Source organism: Streptomyces sp. NPDC006925 (assembly GCF_042869575.1).
Classification (GTDB): domain Bacteria; phylum Actinomycetota; class Actinomycetes; order Streptomycetales; family Streptomycetaceae; genus Streptomyces.
Map to the genome: position 1 here is coordinate 1 of NZ_JBIAGB010000002.1, position 12645 is coordinate 12645.

Below are 12645 nucleotides of genomic sequence, written 5' to 3' on the forward strand. Positions count from 1 at the left end.
CCCCCCCCCCCCCCCCCCCCCCCCCCCCCCCCCCCCCCCCCCCCCCCCCCCCCCCCCCCCCCCCCCCCCCCCCCCCCCCCCCCCCCCCCCCCCGCTGCCGCCCGCCGGGTCTCACCCGGCTGTGCGGCGCAGCAGCAGGCACACGAAGCCGAAGCTCTCCCGGTACCCGCGCAGCCACTCCTCCCGGTGTTCGGCCGCCGCGCGCAGGGCCTCCGCGCTGTCCGGGTGGCCGGGGTGGTCCAGTGCCCAGCGGGAGAGGGAACCGGTCCAGTTCCACTCGTAGTCGTCCAGCTCGTGCCGGGTCGAGACGTGCGCGTACACCGGGGTCCAGCCCTCCGCGGTGACCTTCTCGACCGTTCCCGCGAAGTCCTCGTACGCGCCCAGGATCTCCCGCGCCCGCGGGCTCGGCTCCCGCTCCCAGTACGCGTCCCCGACCAGCACCGTGCCACCGGGCGCCAGCAGCCGCCGCGCGCCCTCCAGCACGGGCAGCAGCCCGCCGAACGCGTGCGCGGCGCCCACGCTCAGCACCACGTCGCCGGGCCGACCGGCGGAGAACGCCGCGGCCTCCTCCTGGTGCAGCGCCAGCCGCTCCGCGACCCCCGCCTCCTCGGCGCCGCTTCGGGCCCGCCGCAGCGCCTCCGCGGAGAGGTCGACTCCCTCAGCGGTGACCTCGGGATGCCCCCGCAGGACGCGCAGCAGCCACGCTCCTTCGCCGCAGCCGAGGTCGATCACGTGTTCGTCGCCGCGGACGACCGCCCGGGAGAGCAGCCGGTCCACGGAGGAGTCCTCGAGCGGCGCCGCGACGGGGTGGTCGGCGTGCGCGAGCAGAGAGCGCGTCTGTCGGTCCATGCCGGAACTCTGGCAGAGCGGAGGTTCTCTCAGCTCTCCTTTTCCGGGGCCGGTCCCTGGCCGAACCCGTCCGTCTCCAGCTCGAAGTCGAACGGTGGGGGCATCGATGCCTTTTCGCCGAACCGGTAGGTCTTGCGTTCCGCGTACCCCAGCGAGGTCGGAGTCGAGAAGACGGAGAGAGTGTCCTCCTGCATGTCGAGCAGGAGGTACACGGGGATTCCCGCCTTGGCGTAGACCGGCAGTTTGTCGGTCCAGTCGACACGGCGCGTCGAGTCAGAGGTCAACTCGGCGACGAGCGTGAGGGACTCACCGTCGATGCATCGCTCTTCGGTGTCGAAGGCCCGCTCGGCCGCCACGAAGACGTCCGGACCGTATGCCCGCTCCTGTCCGGGGAGGGCGAAGAGGTAGGGGGAGCTGTCCACGACCAGTCCGGTCGGCAGGTGCGGCTCGATCTGCGTCCGCAGTGAACGCATGACGCGCAGGTAGTACCCCTTCGACCACGGCGACATGACGATGTTTCCCCCGATGATCTCCGCCCGGTATCCCTCGGGCACCTCCATGGTCAAGAGTGTCCGGAACAGCGCCTGGTAGCGCGGTGGTCCCTCGGGGGTCTCTATGGGCGTCATGGGTGTCGTCCTGGCCGTCGGTCGTTCCAGCGTCTCCGTCATGATGCGCTCCTCAGGTGCTGTGAGCCAGTTGCCACGCACCGTAGCCGGATGGACCGACAATGTGAGCGGATCCCTCGACGGGACCCTCGGAAGGGTGGGTTTCAGCTCGCTGCCGCGCGCAGTACCGCGTCGAGCAGGCCCGGGAAGCGGGCCTCAAGGTCGGCGCGGCGCAGGCAACTGATCTTCGCGGTGCCGCGGTAGCACTGCTTGATCACGCCCGCCTCGCGCAGTACCCGGAAGTGGTGGGTCGCGGTCGAGGCGGAGACCGGCAGCTCGACCTGGGAGCAGGCGGCGCCGTCCCCGTCGCCTTCGCCGTGGGCGCCCAGTGCGCTGGTGATGCGCAGCCTGATCGGGTCGGACAGCGCGTGCAGCACCGTCTCCAGGTGGATCTCCTCCGGCGCGGGATGCGGGAGTTCGCGTACGGCGGTCGTGTTCGGCACAGGTCCATACTACGGCAACCATCGAAATTTGACAGGTGTCGTAGTACGGCGAGTATCGTACTAAGGCCGTTGTGCCGGCAACGGCTCCCACCCCGATTGGAGAGCGCCGTGAGCGCACTGTTCGAGCCCTTCGACCTGCGGTCGGTGACCGTGCCCAACCGCGTCTGGATGGCGCCCATGTGCCAGTACTCGGCCGCGCCGGACGGCCCCGACCAGGGCGCCCCCAACGACTGGCACCTCGCGCACCTGGGCGCGCGCGCCGCCGGGGGAGTCGGGCTGGTGCTGGTCGAGGCCACGGCCGTCACCCCCGAGGGTCGGATCAGCCCCTACGACCTGGGCCTGTGGAACGACCGACAGCAGGAGGCGTTCACCCGCCTCACCCGGTTCCTGTCCGAGCAGGGCACCGTCCCCGGCATCCAGCTCGCGCACGCGGGCCGCAAGGCGTCCACCGAGCGCACCTGGGTCGACCGCGGCGCACCCCTGGCACCCGGCGAGAACCACGGCTGGCAGCCGCTGGGCCCCAGCCCGGTGCCCTTCACCGACGGGCACACCACCCCCGACGAACTGTCCCGGGAGCAGATAGCCGAGCTGGTGCGGCAGTTCGCGGACAGCGCTCGCCGCGCCCACGAGGCCGGATTCCGCGTCGTGGAGATCCACGGTGCGCACGGCTACCTGATCAACGAGTTCCTCTCGCCCTACACCAACCACCGCACCGACGAGTACGGCGGCTCCTTCGAGGGCCGGACCCGGTTCGCGCTGGAGGTCGTCGAAGCCGTCCGCGCGGTGTGGCCCGAGGAACTGCCGCTGTTCTTCCGGATCTCCGCGACCGACTGGCTGAGCGAGAACACCGAGGACGACCGCGAGGGCTGGACCGGCGACGACACGGTCCGCTTCGCGAAGGAACTGCACGCCCGCGGCGTCGACCTGCTCGACGCCTCGACCGGCGGCAACGCGCCCGACGCCCGCATCGAGGCCCTCCCCGGCTTCCAGGTGCCGTTCGCCGAGCGGGTCCGCAAGGAGACCGACCTGCCCGTCGCCGCCGTCGGCCTGATCACCGAGCCCCGGCAGGCGGAGCAGATCGTCGCCTCCGGCCGGGCCGATGCGGTCCTCCTCGGCCGCGAGCTGCTGCGCCGCCCGTACTGGGCGAACGAGGCCGCGGTGGAACTGGACGTCGAGCCGCGCCGCCCGGTCCAGTACCACCGGGCGTAGCCGGGCCCGTTCGGCTGGACCGGGGACCAGGGATCGGAGGCCTGGGGCGGTGGTCGACAGGGGGCCGGTGGCGGTCAGCGGGAGCCGATGCCGTCACCGGCTCCCGCCGTGCCTACTGTTGGCGCTGTGACGCCGGGACCGGCGTCCGTCCAGCCTGCCAGGAGTGAGCGATGCCCCTCGTCGAAGTGACCTGTGCGCCGGACGTGCCCGAGCAGACGCTCCGCGAACTGGGCGCGGTGCTGCCGCACCTGGTCTCCGTGGCCGTCGAGTGCCCCGAGGAGCCCTATGACGGCGACCTGCAACCCGGCGACGTGGAGCTCCGCTTCCGGCAGCTCGGCCCCCTCGACCGCTGCGGCCTGGACATCGTGATCGAGGTGCGCTCCAAGTGGTTCGAGAGCCGGGCCACCGACCGCCAGGAGCGCGTGGACCGGCTCCACGAGAGCATCGCCGAGGCGACCGGCCTCGACGACTTCGGCGTCTACCTCACGCTCCCGGTCGCCGCCTGGTCCCAGGGGGAGTGAGGACACCCGCGGGGGCGGGGCTCAGCCCAACTGGTGCACGAACGCGACCAGGAACAGGGCGGCAGCCGCGCAGCTCAGCAGCACCGTCGGCAGTACCCACGCGGGCCGGTGCTCGCCGCGCAGCGGGGCCGTCATCCGCCGGTGCAGCGCGCCGAGGCCGTACAGCAGCCCGACCGCCGCTCCGCAGATCGGCACGCTCACCCCGAAGTGCGCCAGCCAGGCCCCGGCTTTGCCGGGGCCGCCCCAGGAGTCGTCGTAGGGGCCGCTGTCCACGAAGCCGTAGAACAGCCCGCGCGCGGTGCCGAGGGCGAGCACCCCGGCCAGGATCAGTGCCAGGACGCCGAGCAGCACGGTCAGCAGCGCCTGTGTCAGTACCCGTGGGCTGCTCGTTCCGGGGTCCGCGCGCAGCGCCCTGCGTGCGGACCCGCTCTGTCCGCCGAGTCCCGCGAGGAGGGCGAACAGCCCGACCGGGAAGAGGGCGACGGCCCCTCCCAGCCGCCGTCCGAACCGCCGCGAGGCGGAGGGTGCGGAGAGGGAGGGTGCTGTGGCGTTCCGGGAAGCGTTCATGGCGGGAAGCTATGGCGCCGGATACGCCGCGCGGGAGCTACCACGGAGCCACATATGTATGGGTGCCCCCTACCGCGGTAGGGGGCACCCATGCTTGGTCCTGGGCTCAGCCGGCTTCCGGGCCGCTTCCCAGCGCTGTGATGAACGCCTGCCAGGCTTCGGCTCCGAAGTACGCCGTCCCCCGCGCCGGGTCCTTGCTGTCGCGGACCGCCCGCCCGCCGGTGACGGTGCTGGCGACCTCCACGCACTCGTTGGCGGAGCCGCCGCCCGAGTACGACGATGTGCGGAAGGGGTGGACGACGGTCTTGCGGTTCACTCGGATTCCTCTGCCTCGGGAAGGTCGGCGACGAGCCTCTGAAGAAAAGCGCGGGTCCGGTCGGTGGTCAGGGCGGCGGAGCGCAGCGCGTCGAAGGCGTGCGCATAGGGCATTGTCAAGTCGTCGTCCTCCATGACGACGCTTTCCTGGTGGGTGTCCTGTGCGACGGCGGACGGAGCCCACTCCCCGTCGAAGGACAGCATCACGAACGGTGGTGAACTCGTCGCTGCCGACCACTCGCCCAGTGGCAGCACCTGCAAGCTGATCAGCGGCTGCTGTTCGAGCCACAGCAGATCGAGTAGTTGGGCGCGGTGTGTCTTCGGGTCGGGCATGGATGTGAGCGCGGGCTCCCAGACGACCGCAGCCAGTCGGGCGCCGGAGCGGAGGAACTGCTGCCGTCGCTGCTGACGGATCGCGACGATGTGTTCGACGTCCGCTTCTTCCCGAGGCATGGGATTCGCAGCAGCCAGAGCTCTCGTGTACTCCTCCGTCTGCAACAGGCCCGGTACCAGAGTTGTCTGCCAGGTGCGGATGAACGTGGCGTCGGATTCCAGCGCGAGATAGTCGCCCAGCTTGTCCGGGACCGGAACCGGTTGGTTGACCCACCAGCCGCGCTTGGTGGCGCTCCGGGCCAGCCGTTCGAGCTGCGAGCGTGTCGCCTCGTCGTTCACCTCGTAGAGGTCCAGGAGATAGCGGACCTCGGGCACGCGGGCGCAGTTGGCGCCCGACTCGATACGGCTCATCTTCGCCGTCGAGCAGCCCAATGCTTTGGCTGCGTGCTCCTGGTCGAGCTTTGCGGCCAGCCTGTACCGCCGCAGCGCAGAGCCGAGTCGTCTGCCGCGCACTGTCGGCCTTCGGTCCGAGGGCATGTGTCCTCCCCTTCGTGCTGCTCCAAGTCTGCACACCAACCGGGTGAGTGGGACAGGAGTTTGAGACGCAGCGTAGTTGGCAAACTTGCCAATCGAATCACTTGCCAAATATCTCCATGGGTCCGTAGCGTGAGCAGCCTCACTTAGCGCACCCGTGTGCGCACCAAGGGTGAATGAATCGACCTGCTCAGCCCGCGGGAGGCCCCATGTCCGGGCGTACGAACATCGCAAGGTTCCGTCTCAGCAAGGCGTCCGTACCGAGGGCGCGGGAGCATGTGCGGCTGGTGCTCAGAGAGTGGAAACTCGGCCACCTCTGCGACGAAGCGGCACTCGTCGTCAGCGAGTTGACGACCAACGCGGTCACCCATGCCGCACAGGGGATCGGTGACCAGCTGGAGCTCGTGCTCCGCCGCCGGGACGGGGTCCTCGTCCTGGAGGTCTCCGACTCCTACCGGTGGGAGATGCCCGAACTCCGCAAACCCGCACCGGAGGAGACATCGGGCCGCGGATTACTCCTGGTCGACGCCCTGTCGCAGGCGTGGGGCGTACGTCCCCGCACGGGTGCGGGCAAAACGGTGTGGGTGCATCTCGCGGTGCGCCGCGAGGGAGAGGACTAGCGTCGCGTCGGGCAACGTCCGCCCTGTCGACGGCGGCGCGTTGGCGCCGGTCGTCGGCGTGGCCGGTGCCGTCGAACAGGTACAAGGACCGCTGATGCGGCGCTAGCCGCGATGCAGGATCTCATCGTCCGCGTGCGTGCCGAACTCGTCGACGCGCACCTCCGCGATGTTCTCGTACCGACTGATGCGGTCGGTCCACTCCGCGTCGACGCCGAACGCCACCTGCGCGAAGCCCACCTGTCTGACGGCCTCGGCCAGGTCCGGATCGCCGGGTGACAGCAGCCGCACCGGCGCGTCGAGCGCCACGGTGTGCGGCGGCACGAAGTACTCGTCCGGCACATCGGTGCGCGCATGGACGAGCGCGGCGACGGCGACGACCGAGCCGGCCCCCAACCGTGCGCGCTGCAGGACCGTCGCCGCGGTCGCCACGTAGCCGCATCTGCCGACCTGGCAGCCCAGCAGGGTGGCGTGCGGCCCCACGAAGACGTGGTCGGCGACAAGCACCGGCTGATCGCCGGCGACCGCAGACCCGCGCAACACCGCGTTCTCGCAGATCACCGCCGCCTCCCCGATCTCGATCCGGGACCCCTCGGCATCGAGCACCGCGCCGTACATCACCCGCGCCCTCGGCCCCACGCGGACATCGCCGACGAGCGTGGCCGTCGGGGCGACGTAGGCGGTGGGATGGACCTGCGGCTCGTACCCGCGGTGCCGGATGCGGATTCCCTGCGTTTCAGCGCTCATGAGCGGATGCTCGCCCGGCCGACCGTGAGCGTGCTGGCGGGTTTCCGACGTCGCGGTCGCCGAGTCCTGTGCCATCCGCGATCCGAGGCACCACAGGGCGAACGCCGACCGGTACGGCACCAGGCCCTGTCCGACGGATCGAGGGCGAAACCAGAGGAGTATGCGCAGGTCACCCGCCGAAATTCTGGCTGCGCTGGTTGGGCGGCTGTGACAGGCTCCGGGTATGCCGATCGTTGCCGTGTCCCCCGAGGTGTCCATCGCGTACGAGAGCTTCGGCGATCCCGGAGACCCTCCGGTCCTGCTGGTGATGGGTTTCGGCGCGCAGCTGCTGGGCTGGCACGAGGACTTCTGCCGGGCGCTGGCCGACCGCGGCCGTTACGTGATCCGGTACGACAATCGCGATTGCGGGCTGTCCACCAAGTTCGACGATCACCCCGTGGACGTGGGTGAGTTCATGGCAGCCGTCAGCTCGGGTGACATGCCCGCCGCCCTCGCGATGGCTCCCTACCGGCTGGTCGACATGGCCGACGACGGTCTCGGCTTGCTCACCGAGCTCGGTATCGAACGTGCCCACGTGGTCGGCGCGTCGATGGGAGGGATGATCGCCCAGACGATGGCCCACTCCCGTCCGGAGCGGGTGCTGACCTTGACGTCGATGATGTCCTCGACCGGCGAGAGTGAGTACGGTCGGCCCAGCCCGCAGGCCCGGGCGGTGGTCTCCGGTCCCAAGCCCGCGGACCGCGAGGGATACGTCGCGGCGGCGGAGAAGGAACTGGTGTGGGCCTCCAAGCGATACGGCAACGGTGCCGTGTTGCGTGAGCTGGCCGCCGCAAGCTACGACCGCGCCTACTACCCCGCGGGGCTCGGACGACAGCTCGGCGCGATGGTCCTCAGCGGTTCACGCGCGGACGTCCTGCGCGAACTGCGGGTGCCGACGCTGGTGATCCACGGCCTGGACGACACGCTGATCGATCCCAGTGGCGGCGAGCGCACTGCGGAGCTGGTGCCCGGTGCCGAACTCCGGCTGGTCCCCGACATGGGCCACGACCGCCCGCGTGAACTCTGGCCCCAGCTCATCGATGCCGTGGCGTCCCACACCGGTTGAGGCGCGGATGCGGTCCATGCCGGGAACCGGCTGCGGGGCGTCGCCCCCATTGGCCAGGACGGCTGAGAAGACGCCCACCGGCGGCTCCGCTTCCCGGGCTTCGGCCCTCAGCCCACCGTGCGGGGCATCCGCACTCCCATCACCACCAGGGCCAGCAGTCCGCACGCCTGGAGGGCCAGGACGGCTGCCAGGGCTTCGCGCATGCCGTACTGCGGCGTCAGAGCGAGGAAGAGGGAGCCGAGGGTGGCGACGCCGAGGGCGAGGCCGGACTGCTGGGCGGTGGCGGCCAGGCCGCTGCCCGCGCCGGCTCTGGCGGCGGGAACGCCGGAGAGCAGGATGCGGTAGTACGTGGGCAACTGGAGTCCCTGGCCCAGTCCGCACAGCAGCAGGGCGGGCGCCAGCGCCACCGGCGGCAGTCCGGGCCACTGCGCGAACAGTGCCAGCAGCAGCGCTCCCAGGCCCGCGCCCTGGGCGACGGCGCTCAGCACCAGCACTCGTCCCGCGCCGAACCGTTCGGTCAGCCGTGGGGCCCGCACGGAGGCGGTGAACTGCGCAAGGCCCATCGGCACCAGGGTGAGCCCCGCCTTGAGCGCGCCGTACCGCAGCCCCTGCTGCAGCAGCAGTGCGCTCTCGAACATGAAACTGCTGAAGCCGAGGAAGACGGGGGCGCCGATGAGTAGTCCGCGCCGGACGCCGGGCTCCCGCAGCAGCGAGGGCGGCAGCAGGGGACTGCGGCCCGCGCGCTCCTCCCGGCGTTCGACGGCGAAGAAGGAATATGCCAGCACGGCCGCCGCCCCCAGCAGGGCGACGGACCACCAGGGCCAGCCTGCCGCGCGCCCTTCCGTCAGGGGCAGCAGCAGGGCGATCAGCCCGCAGGCCAGCAGCACTGTTCCGGCGGTGTCTCCGCGTGCGGGCGACTCCGAGCGGCTCTCGGGCACCGTGCGGGCGCCTATGGCGAGTATGACCAGCACCACCGGGACGTTGATCAGAAAGATGGCCCGCCAGCCGGTGCCGCCCAGGTCGGCGGCGACCAGCACGCCGCCCAGCACCTGCCCGGTGACGACGGAGATCCCGCCGACCGAGCCGAACAGGCCGATGGCCCGGGATCGCGCCGGTCCCTCGCTCGTGGCCTGGATGGTGGCGAGCACCTGCGGGAACATCATCGCCGAGGCGGCACCCTGTGCTGCCCTGGCGGCGGTCAGCCACCACACGCCGGGGGCGAATCCGCAGGCCAGCGAGGTGGCTCCGAAGGCGGCGACGCCCCACAGGAAGAGCCGCCGCCGGCCGAGTGCGTCGCCCAGCCGGCCGCCCAGGACCAGCAGCGAGGCATAGGCGACAGCGTATCCGGCGACGACCATCTCCAGCGCTGCCGGGGAGGCGCCGAGGTCGCTCTCGATGTTCGGGAAGGCGACGTTGACGACGAAGAAATCGATCATGGGGAGTGCGGCGCCCAGCAGCAGCGTGATCAGGCCGGAAGGGTGCAGCGCTGCCGGGGCCTGCGGCGCCTGCGGTACGGGGGCCGGGTACGGGCCGTGTTTCCGGTCCGAAGGGTCCCGCGTCCGGCCGGACGGGCTCGGCGTCCGGGGGGAGGCCGACCGCGCGGCAGTGGAGGTCTCGTGGCTCATGAGGACGAGCCTCGACCGCCTGCCGGCCTGGTACCAGGCGGTCCTCATCCTGGTACCGGAACTACCCGGCACCAGGATGCGGCGTGCGCCATCCTGGTGCCATGAGCGTCAGCACTCCCGGAGCGACCCGCTTCGGATCGGCAGGCCCCGCACCGGGATCGCCCGCACCGGAACCGGCGGCGCCCGCACCGGAATCCCCCGCCCCCGCCGACAGCGTCCGCCGCAAGGAACTCGCGGCGTTCCTGCGCAGCAGGCGCGAGCGGATCCCGCCTGAGCGGGTGGGGCTGCCCAGGGGGCCGCGCCGCCGGACACCGGGGCTGCGTCGCGAGGAGGTGGCGCATCTGTCGACCGTGGGCGTGACCTGGTACACGTGGCTGGAGCAGGGCCGTGCCATCCAGGTCTCGGCGCAGGTGCTGGACGCGCTCGCCCGGGCGCTGATGCTCGACTCCAGCGAGCGCGCTCATCTGTTCGCGCTCGGCGGGACTGCCGATCCGACGCCCGCTGCCGAGACGCCCGTGCTGCCGGAGGGCATCCGCAAGGTGCTCGACCGGCTCGAACCCTTTCCGGCCTGTGTGCAGAACGCGCGCTACGACATCGTGGCCTACAACCGGGTCTACGGCCGTCTGCTGGGTGATCTGGACGCGCATCCGCCCGAGGACCGCAACTGCATGTGGCTGGCCTTCACCGATCCGGACTGGGCCGCGGCGATGCCGGACCGGGAGGAGGCGATCCGGCTGATGGTGGCCCGCTTCCGCTCCCGGATGGCCGAGCATCTGGCGGAGCCCGCGTGGAAGGCGCTGCTGGCGCGGATGCGTACCTCCGCGGAGTTCCGCGCGCTGTGGGAGCGGCACGAGGTGGTCCGCGCCATGGACCACACCAAGCGCTTCCGCAACCCGCGGGTCGGGATGGTCTCCTTCACCTACCACGGGCTGTGGCTCGGCCCGGCCGAGGGCGCGCGCCTGGGGACGTATGTGCCGCGGGACGAGGAGACCCAGGCGCGGGTGGAGCGGCTGCTCGGCCTGGTCGCCGGCGGTCGGTGAGCGGGACGGAGACCGACCTGCGGTGTCCGTCGCCGGATGGGGGACAATGGGAAGCTGTCCGCCACGCCGGACAACGCCGAACAACGCCGAACGAGCCGAGGAACCCCTGCCGTATGAGCCCGTCGATCCAGCCGCTGCACATCGGAGAGCACGCTGTCCAGCCGCCGGTGGTGCTGGCGCCGATGGCCGGGATCACCAACGCGCCGTTCCGGACGCTGTGCCGGGAGTTCTCCGGCGGCCGGGGCCTGTTCGTCAGTGAGATGATCACCACGCGGGCGCTGGTGGAGCGGAACGAGAAGACGATGCAGCTCGTGCACTTCGACGCGAGCGAGAAGCCGCGCTCCATCCAGCTCTACGGCGTCGACCCGGTGACCGTCGGCAAGGCGGTACGCATGATCGCCGACGAGGACCTCGCCGACCACATCGACCTCAACTTCGGCTGCCCCGTGCCGAAGGTCACCCGCAAGGGCGGCGGCTCCGCACTGCCGTACAAGCGGCCGCTGCTGCGGGCCATCCTGCACGAGGCGGTGCACAACGCGGGCGGCCGGCCGGTGACGATGAAGATGCGCAAGGGCATCGACGACGACCATCTGACCTTCCTGGACGCCGGGCGCATCGCGGCGCAGGAGGGCGTCACCGCCATCGCCCTGCACGGCCGTACGGCGGCGCAGCACTACGGCGGGACCGCCGACTGGGACGCCATCGCACGCCTCAAGGACGCCGTCCCCGAGATCCCGGTGCTGGGCAACGGCGACATCTGGTCGGCCGACGACGCGCTGCGCATGATGCGCCGGACCGGCTGCGACGGCGTCGTGGTCGGCCGCGGCTGCCTGGGGCGGCCCTGGCTGTTCGCCGACCTGGTGGCCGCGCTCGGCGGCGCGGACACCGGGGTCCGCGCCCGGCCGACGCTGGGCGAGGTCGCCGACGTCATGGTGCGGCACGCCGGGCTGCTGGGGGAGTGGCTGGGGGACGAGGCGCGGGGCGTCATCGACTTCCGCAAGCACGTCGCCTGGTACACCAAGGGCTTCTCGGTCGGCTCCGAGATGCGCAAGCAGCTCGCCGTCGCGGCCTCGCTGGCCGAGCTGCGCTCCCTGCTGGACGGGCTCGACCTGTCCCAGGAATGGCCGGAGGGCGCCGACGGTCCGCGCGGGCGGACCCACTCGCGCAACAAGGTCGTCCTGCCGGACGGCTGGCTGGACGATCCGAACGCGTGCGACACCGGCCTCGGCGCGGACGCCGAGCTGGCCACCTCCGGCGGCTGACCACCTTCGGCGGCCGGCCACCCGGCACGGCGGCTGCCCCGGGCAGCGTTCAGCCGCGGTCGGGGCGCCCGCCCCGGTGCCGCGCCGCCGCGGCCGCGACGGCCTCCAGCCGGTCCGCGTAGCCCGCCAGTTGCCGGGCTGCGAAGACGTCCGCCGACCAGTCCTCCGCGGCGACCTGGTCCGGTGCCGCCCAGACGTACGTCCAGATCCGGCCGGGCACGGGGAGGCTGTCCGCTGCTCCGCCGGGTTCCGCGGGAAGACCCTGTTCCGCGGCAGGCGCTCGCGTTGCCGCGGGCCCCCGTTCCGCGGCGAGGCGGCGCAGCTCGTACGCGTCGTCCTCGAAGTCGTCCAGCGCGCGCCACTCGTTCTTGCTCAGTCCGGTCAGCAGCAGCCCCGCGGCCGAGTGCCCGGAGGAGGGGACGAGACCGGGATAGGGGCGGCCCGCGAGTGCCGCGGTGCGCCAGCCGGGCGCGGTGGCCGGAGTGCCGGGCGGGACGCGGCCGAGCAGGGCGGTCAGGATGCGGTCGAAGCGCAGCGTGCCGTAGACGAACAGGGTGTCCGCCGCGGTGTCGACAGGGGCGAGACGGGCGTGCCGGGCGGCCGGATTCTCAGCGGTGTTCGGATCGGTCACCACGGCAATCTACTGCGGGCCACACCTCGTCCGGATGGTGAGACGTTCACCCGTTCAGCCGCGTGATTCGCGCCACCTTGATCAGGGGTGCGCTCAGATGAGCGCTCAAATGTGAGCTGTACATCTCCAAGGAGCAGATTGCGGTTTTACCGACCCTTGGTTCCTGAGTTGTAAGCAATCCC

15 protein-coding genes are annotated in these 12645 nt (G+C 71.6%); 6 read left to right on the forward strand and 9 right to left on the reverse strand.

The features are described from left to right. Window positions 1-111: 111 nt before the first annotated feature. The 3 genes from ACFYNS_RS02655 to ACFYNS_RS02665 form a co-directional block, all read right to left on the reverse strand. Window positions 112-849 carry an SAM-dependent methyltransferase gene (locus ACFYNS_RS02655; RefSeq protein WP_388600306.1) on the reverse strand — a complete coding sequence of 246 codons (738 nt, stop codon included), beginning with the start codon at window positions 847-849 and terminating at the stop codon, window positions 112-114. Window positions 850-878: 29 nt separating this feature from the next. Continuing rightward, window positions 879-1517, reverse strand: coding sequence for a Uma2 family endonuclease (locus ACFYNS_RS02660; RefSeq protein ID WP_360294681.1), 639 nt, complete (start codon window positions 1515-1517; stop codon window positions 879-881). Between the two features lie 101 nt (window positions 1518-1618). Then, window positions 1619-1957 carry an ArsR/SmtB family transcription factor gene (locus tag ACFYNS_RS02665; protein WP_388600309.1) on the reverse strand — a complete coding sequence of 113 codons (339 nt, stop codon included), beginning with the start codon at window positions 1955-1957 and terminating at the stop codon, window positions 1619-1621. Between the two features lie 108 nt (window positions 1958-2065). Here ACFYNS_RS02665 and ACFYNS_RS02670 point away from each other — a divergent pair, with 108 nt between their 5' ends. After that, entirely contained in the window at window positions 2066-3166 is a 1101-nt protein-coding gene (locus tag ACFYNS_RS02670) for an NADH:flavin oxidoreductase/NADH oxidase (RefSeq protein ID WP_388600312.1), read from the forward strand. Between the two features lie 170 nt (window positions 3167-3336). Continuing rightward, window positions 3337-3687, forward strand: coding sequence for a hypothetical protein (locus ACFYNS_RS02675; RefSeq protein ID WP_360294690.1), 351 nt, complete (start codon window positions 3337-3339; stop codon window positions 3685-3687). 21 nt (window positions 3688-3708) lie between these two features. On the opposite strand, the gene ACFYNS_RS02680 is transcribed toward ACFYNS_RS02675, so the two are convergent. From ACFYNS_RS02680 to ACFYNS_RS02690, 3 genes are all read right to left on the reverse strand, one after another. Further along, a complete protein-coding gene (locus ACFYNS_RS02680) occupies window positions 3709-4254 on the reverse strand; it encodes a hypothetical protein (protein WP_360294693.1) in 546 nt (181 codons plus the stop codon). Between the two features lie 106 nt (window positions 4255-4360). After that, window positions 4361-4570, reverse strand: coding sequence for a DUF397 domain-containing protein (locus ACFYNS_RS02685; protein WP_360294696.1), 210 nt, complete (start codon window positions 4568-4570; stop codon window positions 4361-4363). Then, window positions 4567-5439, reverse strand: coding sequence for a helix-turn-helix domain-containing protein (locus ACFYNS_RS02690; RefSeq protein ID WP_388600315.1), 873 nt, complete (start codon window positions 5437-5439; stop codon window positions 4567-4569). Before ACFYNS_RS02690 ends, ACFYNS_RS02685 begins: the two co-directional genes overlap by 4 nt. A gap of 206 nt (window positions 5440-5645) precedes the next feature. On the opposite strand from ACFYNS_RS02690, the gene ACFYNS_RS02695 reads away from it, so the two are divergent. Then, window positions 5646-6056, forward strand: a complete 411-nt coding sequence (locus tag ACFYNS_RS02695; RefSeq protein WP_360294702.1) for an ATP-binding protein — start codon at window positions 5646-5648, stop codon at window positions 6054-6056. Window positions 6057-6158: 102 nt separating this feature from the next. On the opposite strand, the gene ACFYNS_RS02700 is transcribed toward ACFYNS_RS02695, so the two are convergent. Next, window positions 6159-6800, reverse strand: a complete 642-nt coding sequence (locus ACFYNS_RS02700) for an acyltransferase (protein ID WP_360294705.1) — start codon at window positions 6798-6800, stop codon at window positions 6159-6161. Between the two features lie 223 nt (window positions 6801-7023). Between ACFYNS_RS02700 and ACFYNS_RS02705 the strand changes: the two genes are divergently transcribed. After that, the gene (locus ACFYNS_RS02705; RefSeq protein WP_360294708.1) at window positions 7024-7905 is read left to right on the forward strand and encodes an alpha/beta hydrolase; all 882 of its coding nucleotides are present in this window, start codon (window positions 7024-7026) and stop codon (window positions 7903-7905) included. A gap of 107 nt (window positions 7906-8012) precedes the next feature. Here the strand turns inward: ACFYNS_RS02705 and ACFYNS_RS02710 are convergent, their stop codons facing one another. Next, window positions 8013-9530, reverse strand: coding sequence for an MFS transporter (locus tag ACFYNS_RS02710; protein WP_388600318.1), 1518 nt, complete (start codon window positions 9528-9530; stop codon window positions 8013-8015). 101 nt (window positions 9531-9631) lie between these two features. Between ACFYNS_RS02710 and ACFYNS_RS02715 the strand changes: the two genes are divergently transcribed. Both ACFYNS_RS02715 and dusB read left to right on the forward strand, forming a co-directional pair. Then, complete coding sequence (locus ACFYNS_RS02715; protein WP_388600320.1) at window positions 9632-10570, forward strand: helix-turn-helix transcriptional regulator; 939 nt, start codon at window positions 9632-9634, stop codon at window positions 10568-10570. Between the two features lie 113 nt (window positions 10571-10683). Next, a complete protein-coding gene (gene dusB, locus ACFYNS_RS02720; protein ID WP_388600323.1) occupies window positions 10684-11832 on the forward strand; it encodes a tRNA dihydrouridine synthase DusB in 1149 nt (382 codons plus the stop codon). Between the two features lie 49 nt (window positions 11833-11881). Here the strand turns inward: dusB and ACFYNS_RS02725 are convergent, their stop codons facing one another. After that, a complete protein-coding gene (locus ACFYNS_RS02725; protein WP_360294720.1) occupies window positions 11882-12463 on the reverse strand; it encodes a gamma-glutamylcyclotransferase family protein in 582 nt (193 codons plus the stop codon). Window positions 12464-12645: the final 182 nt, after the last annotated feature.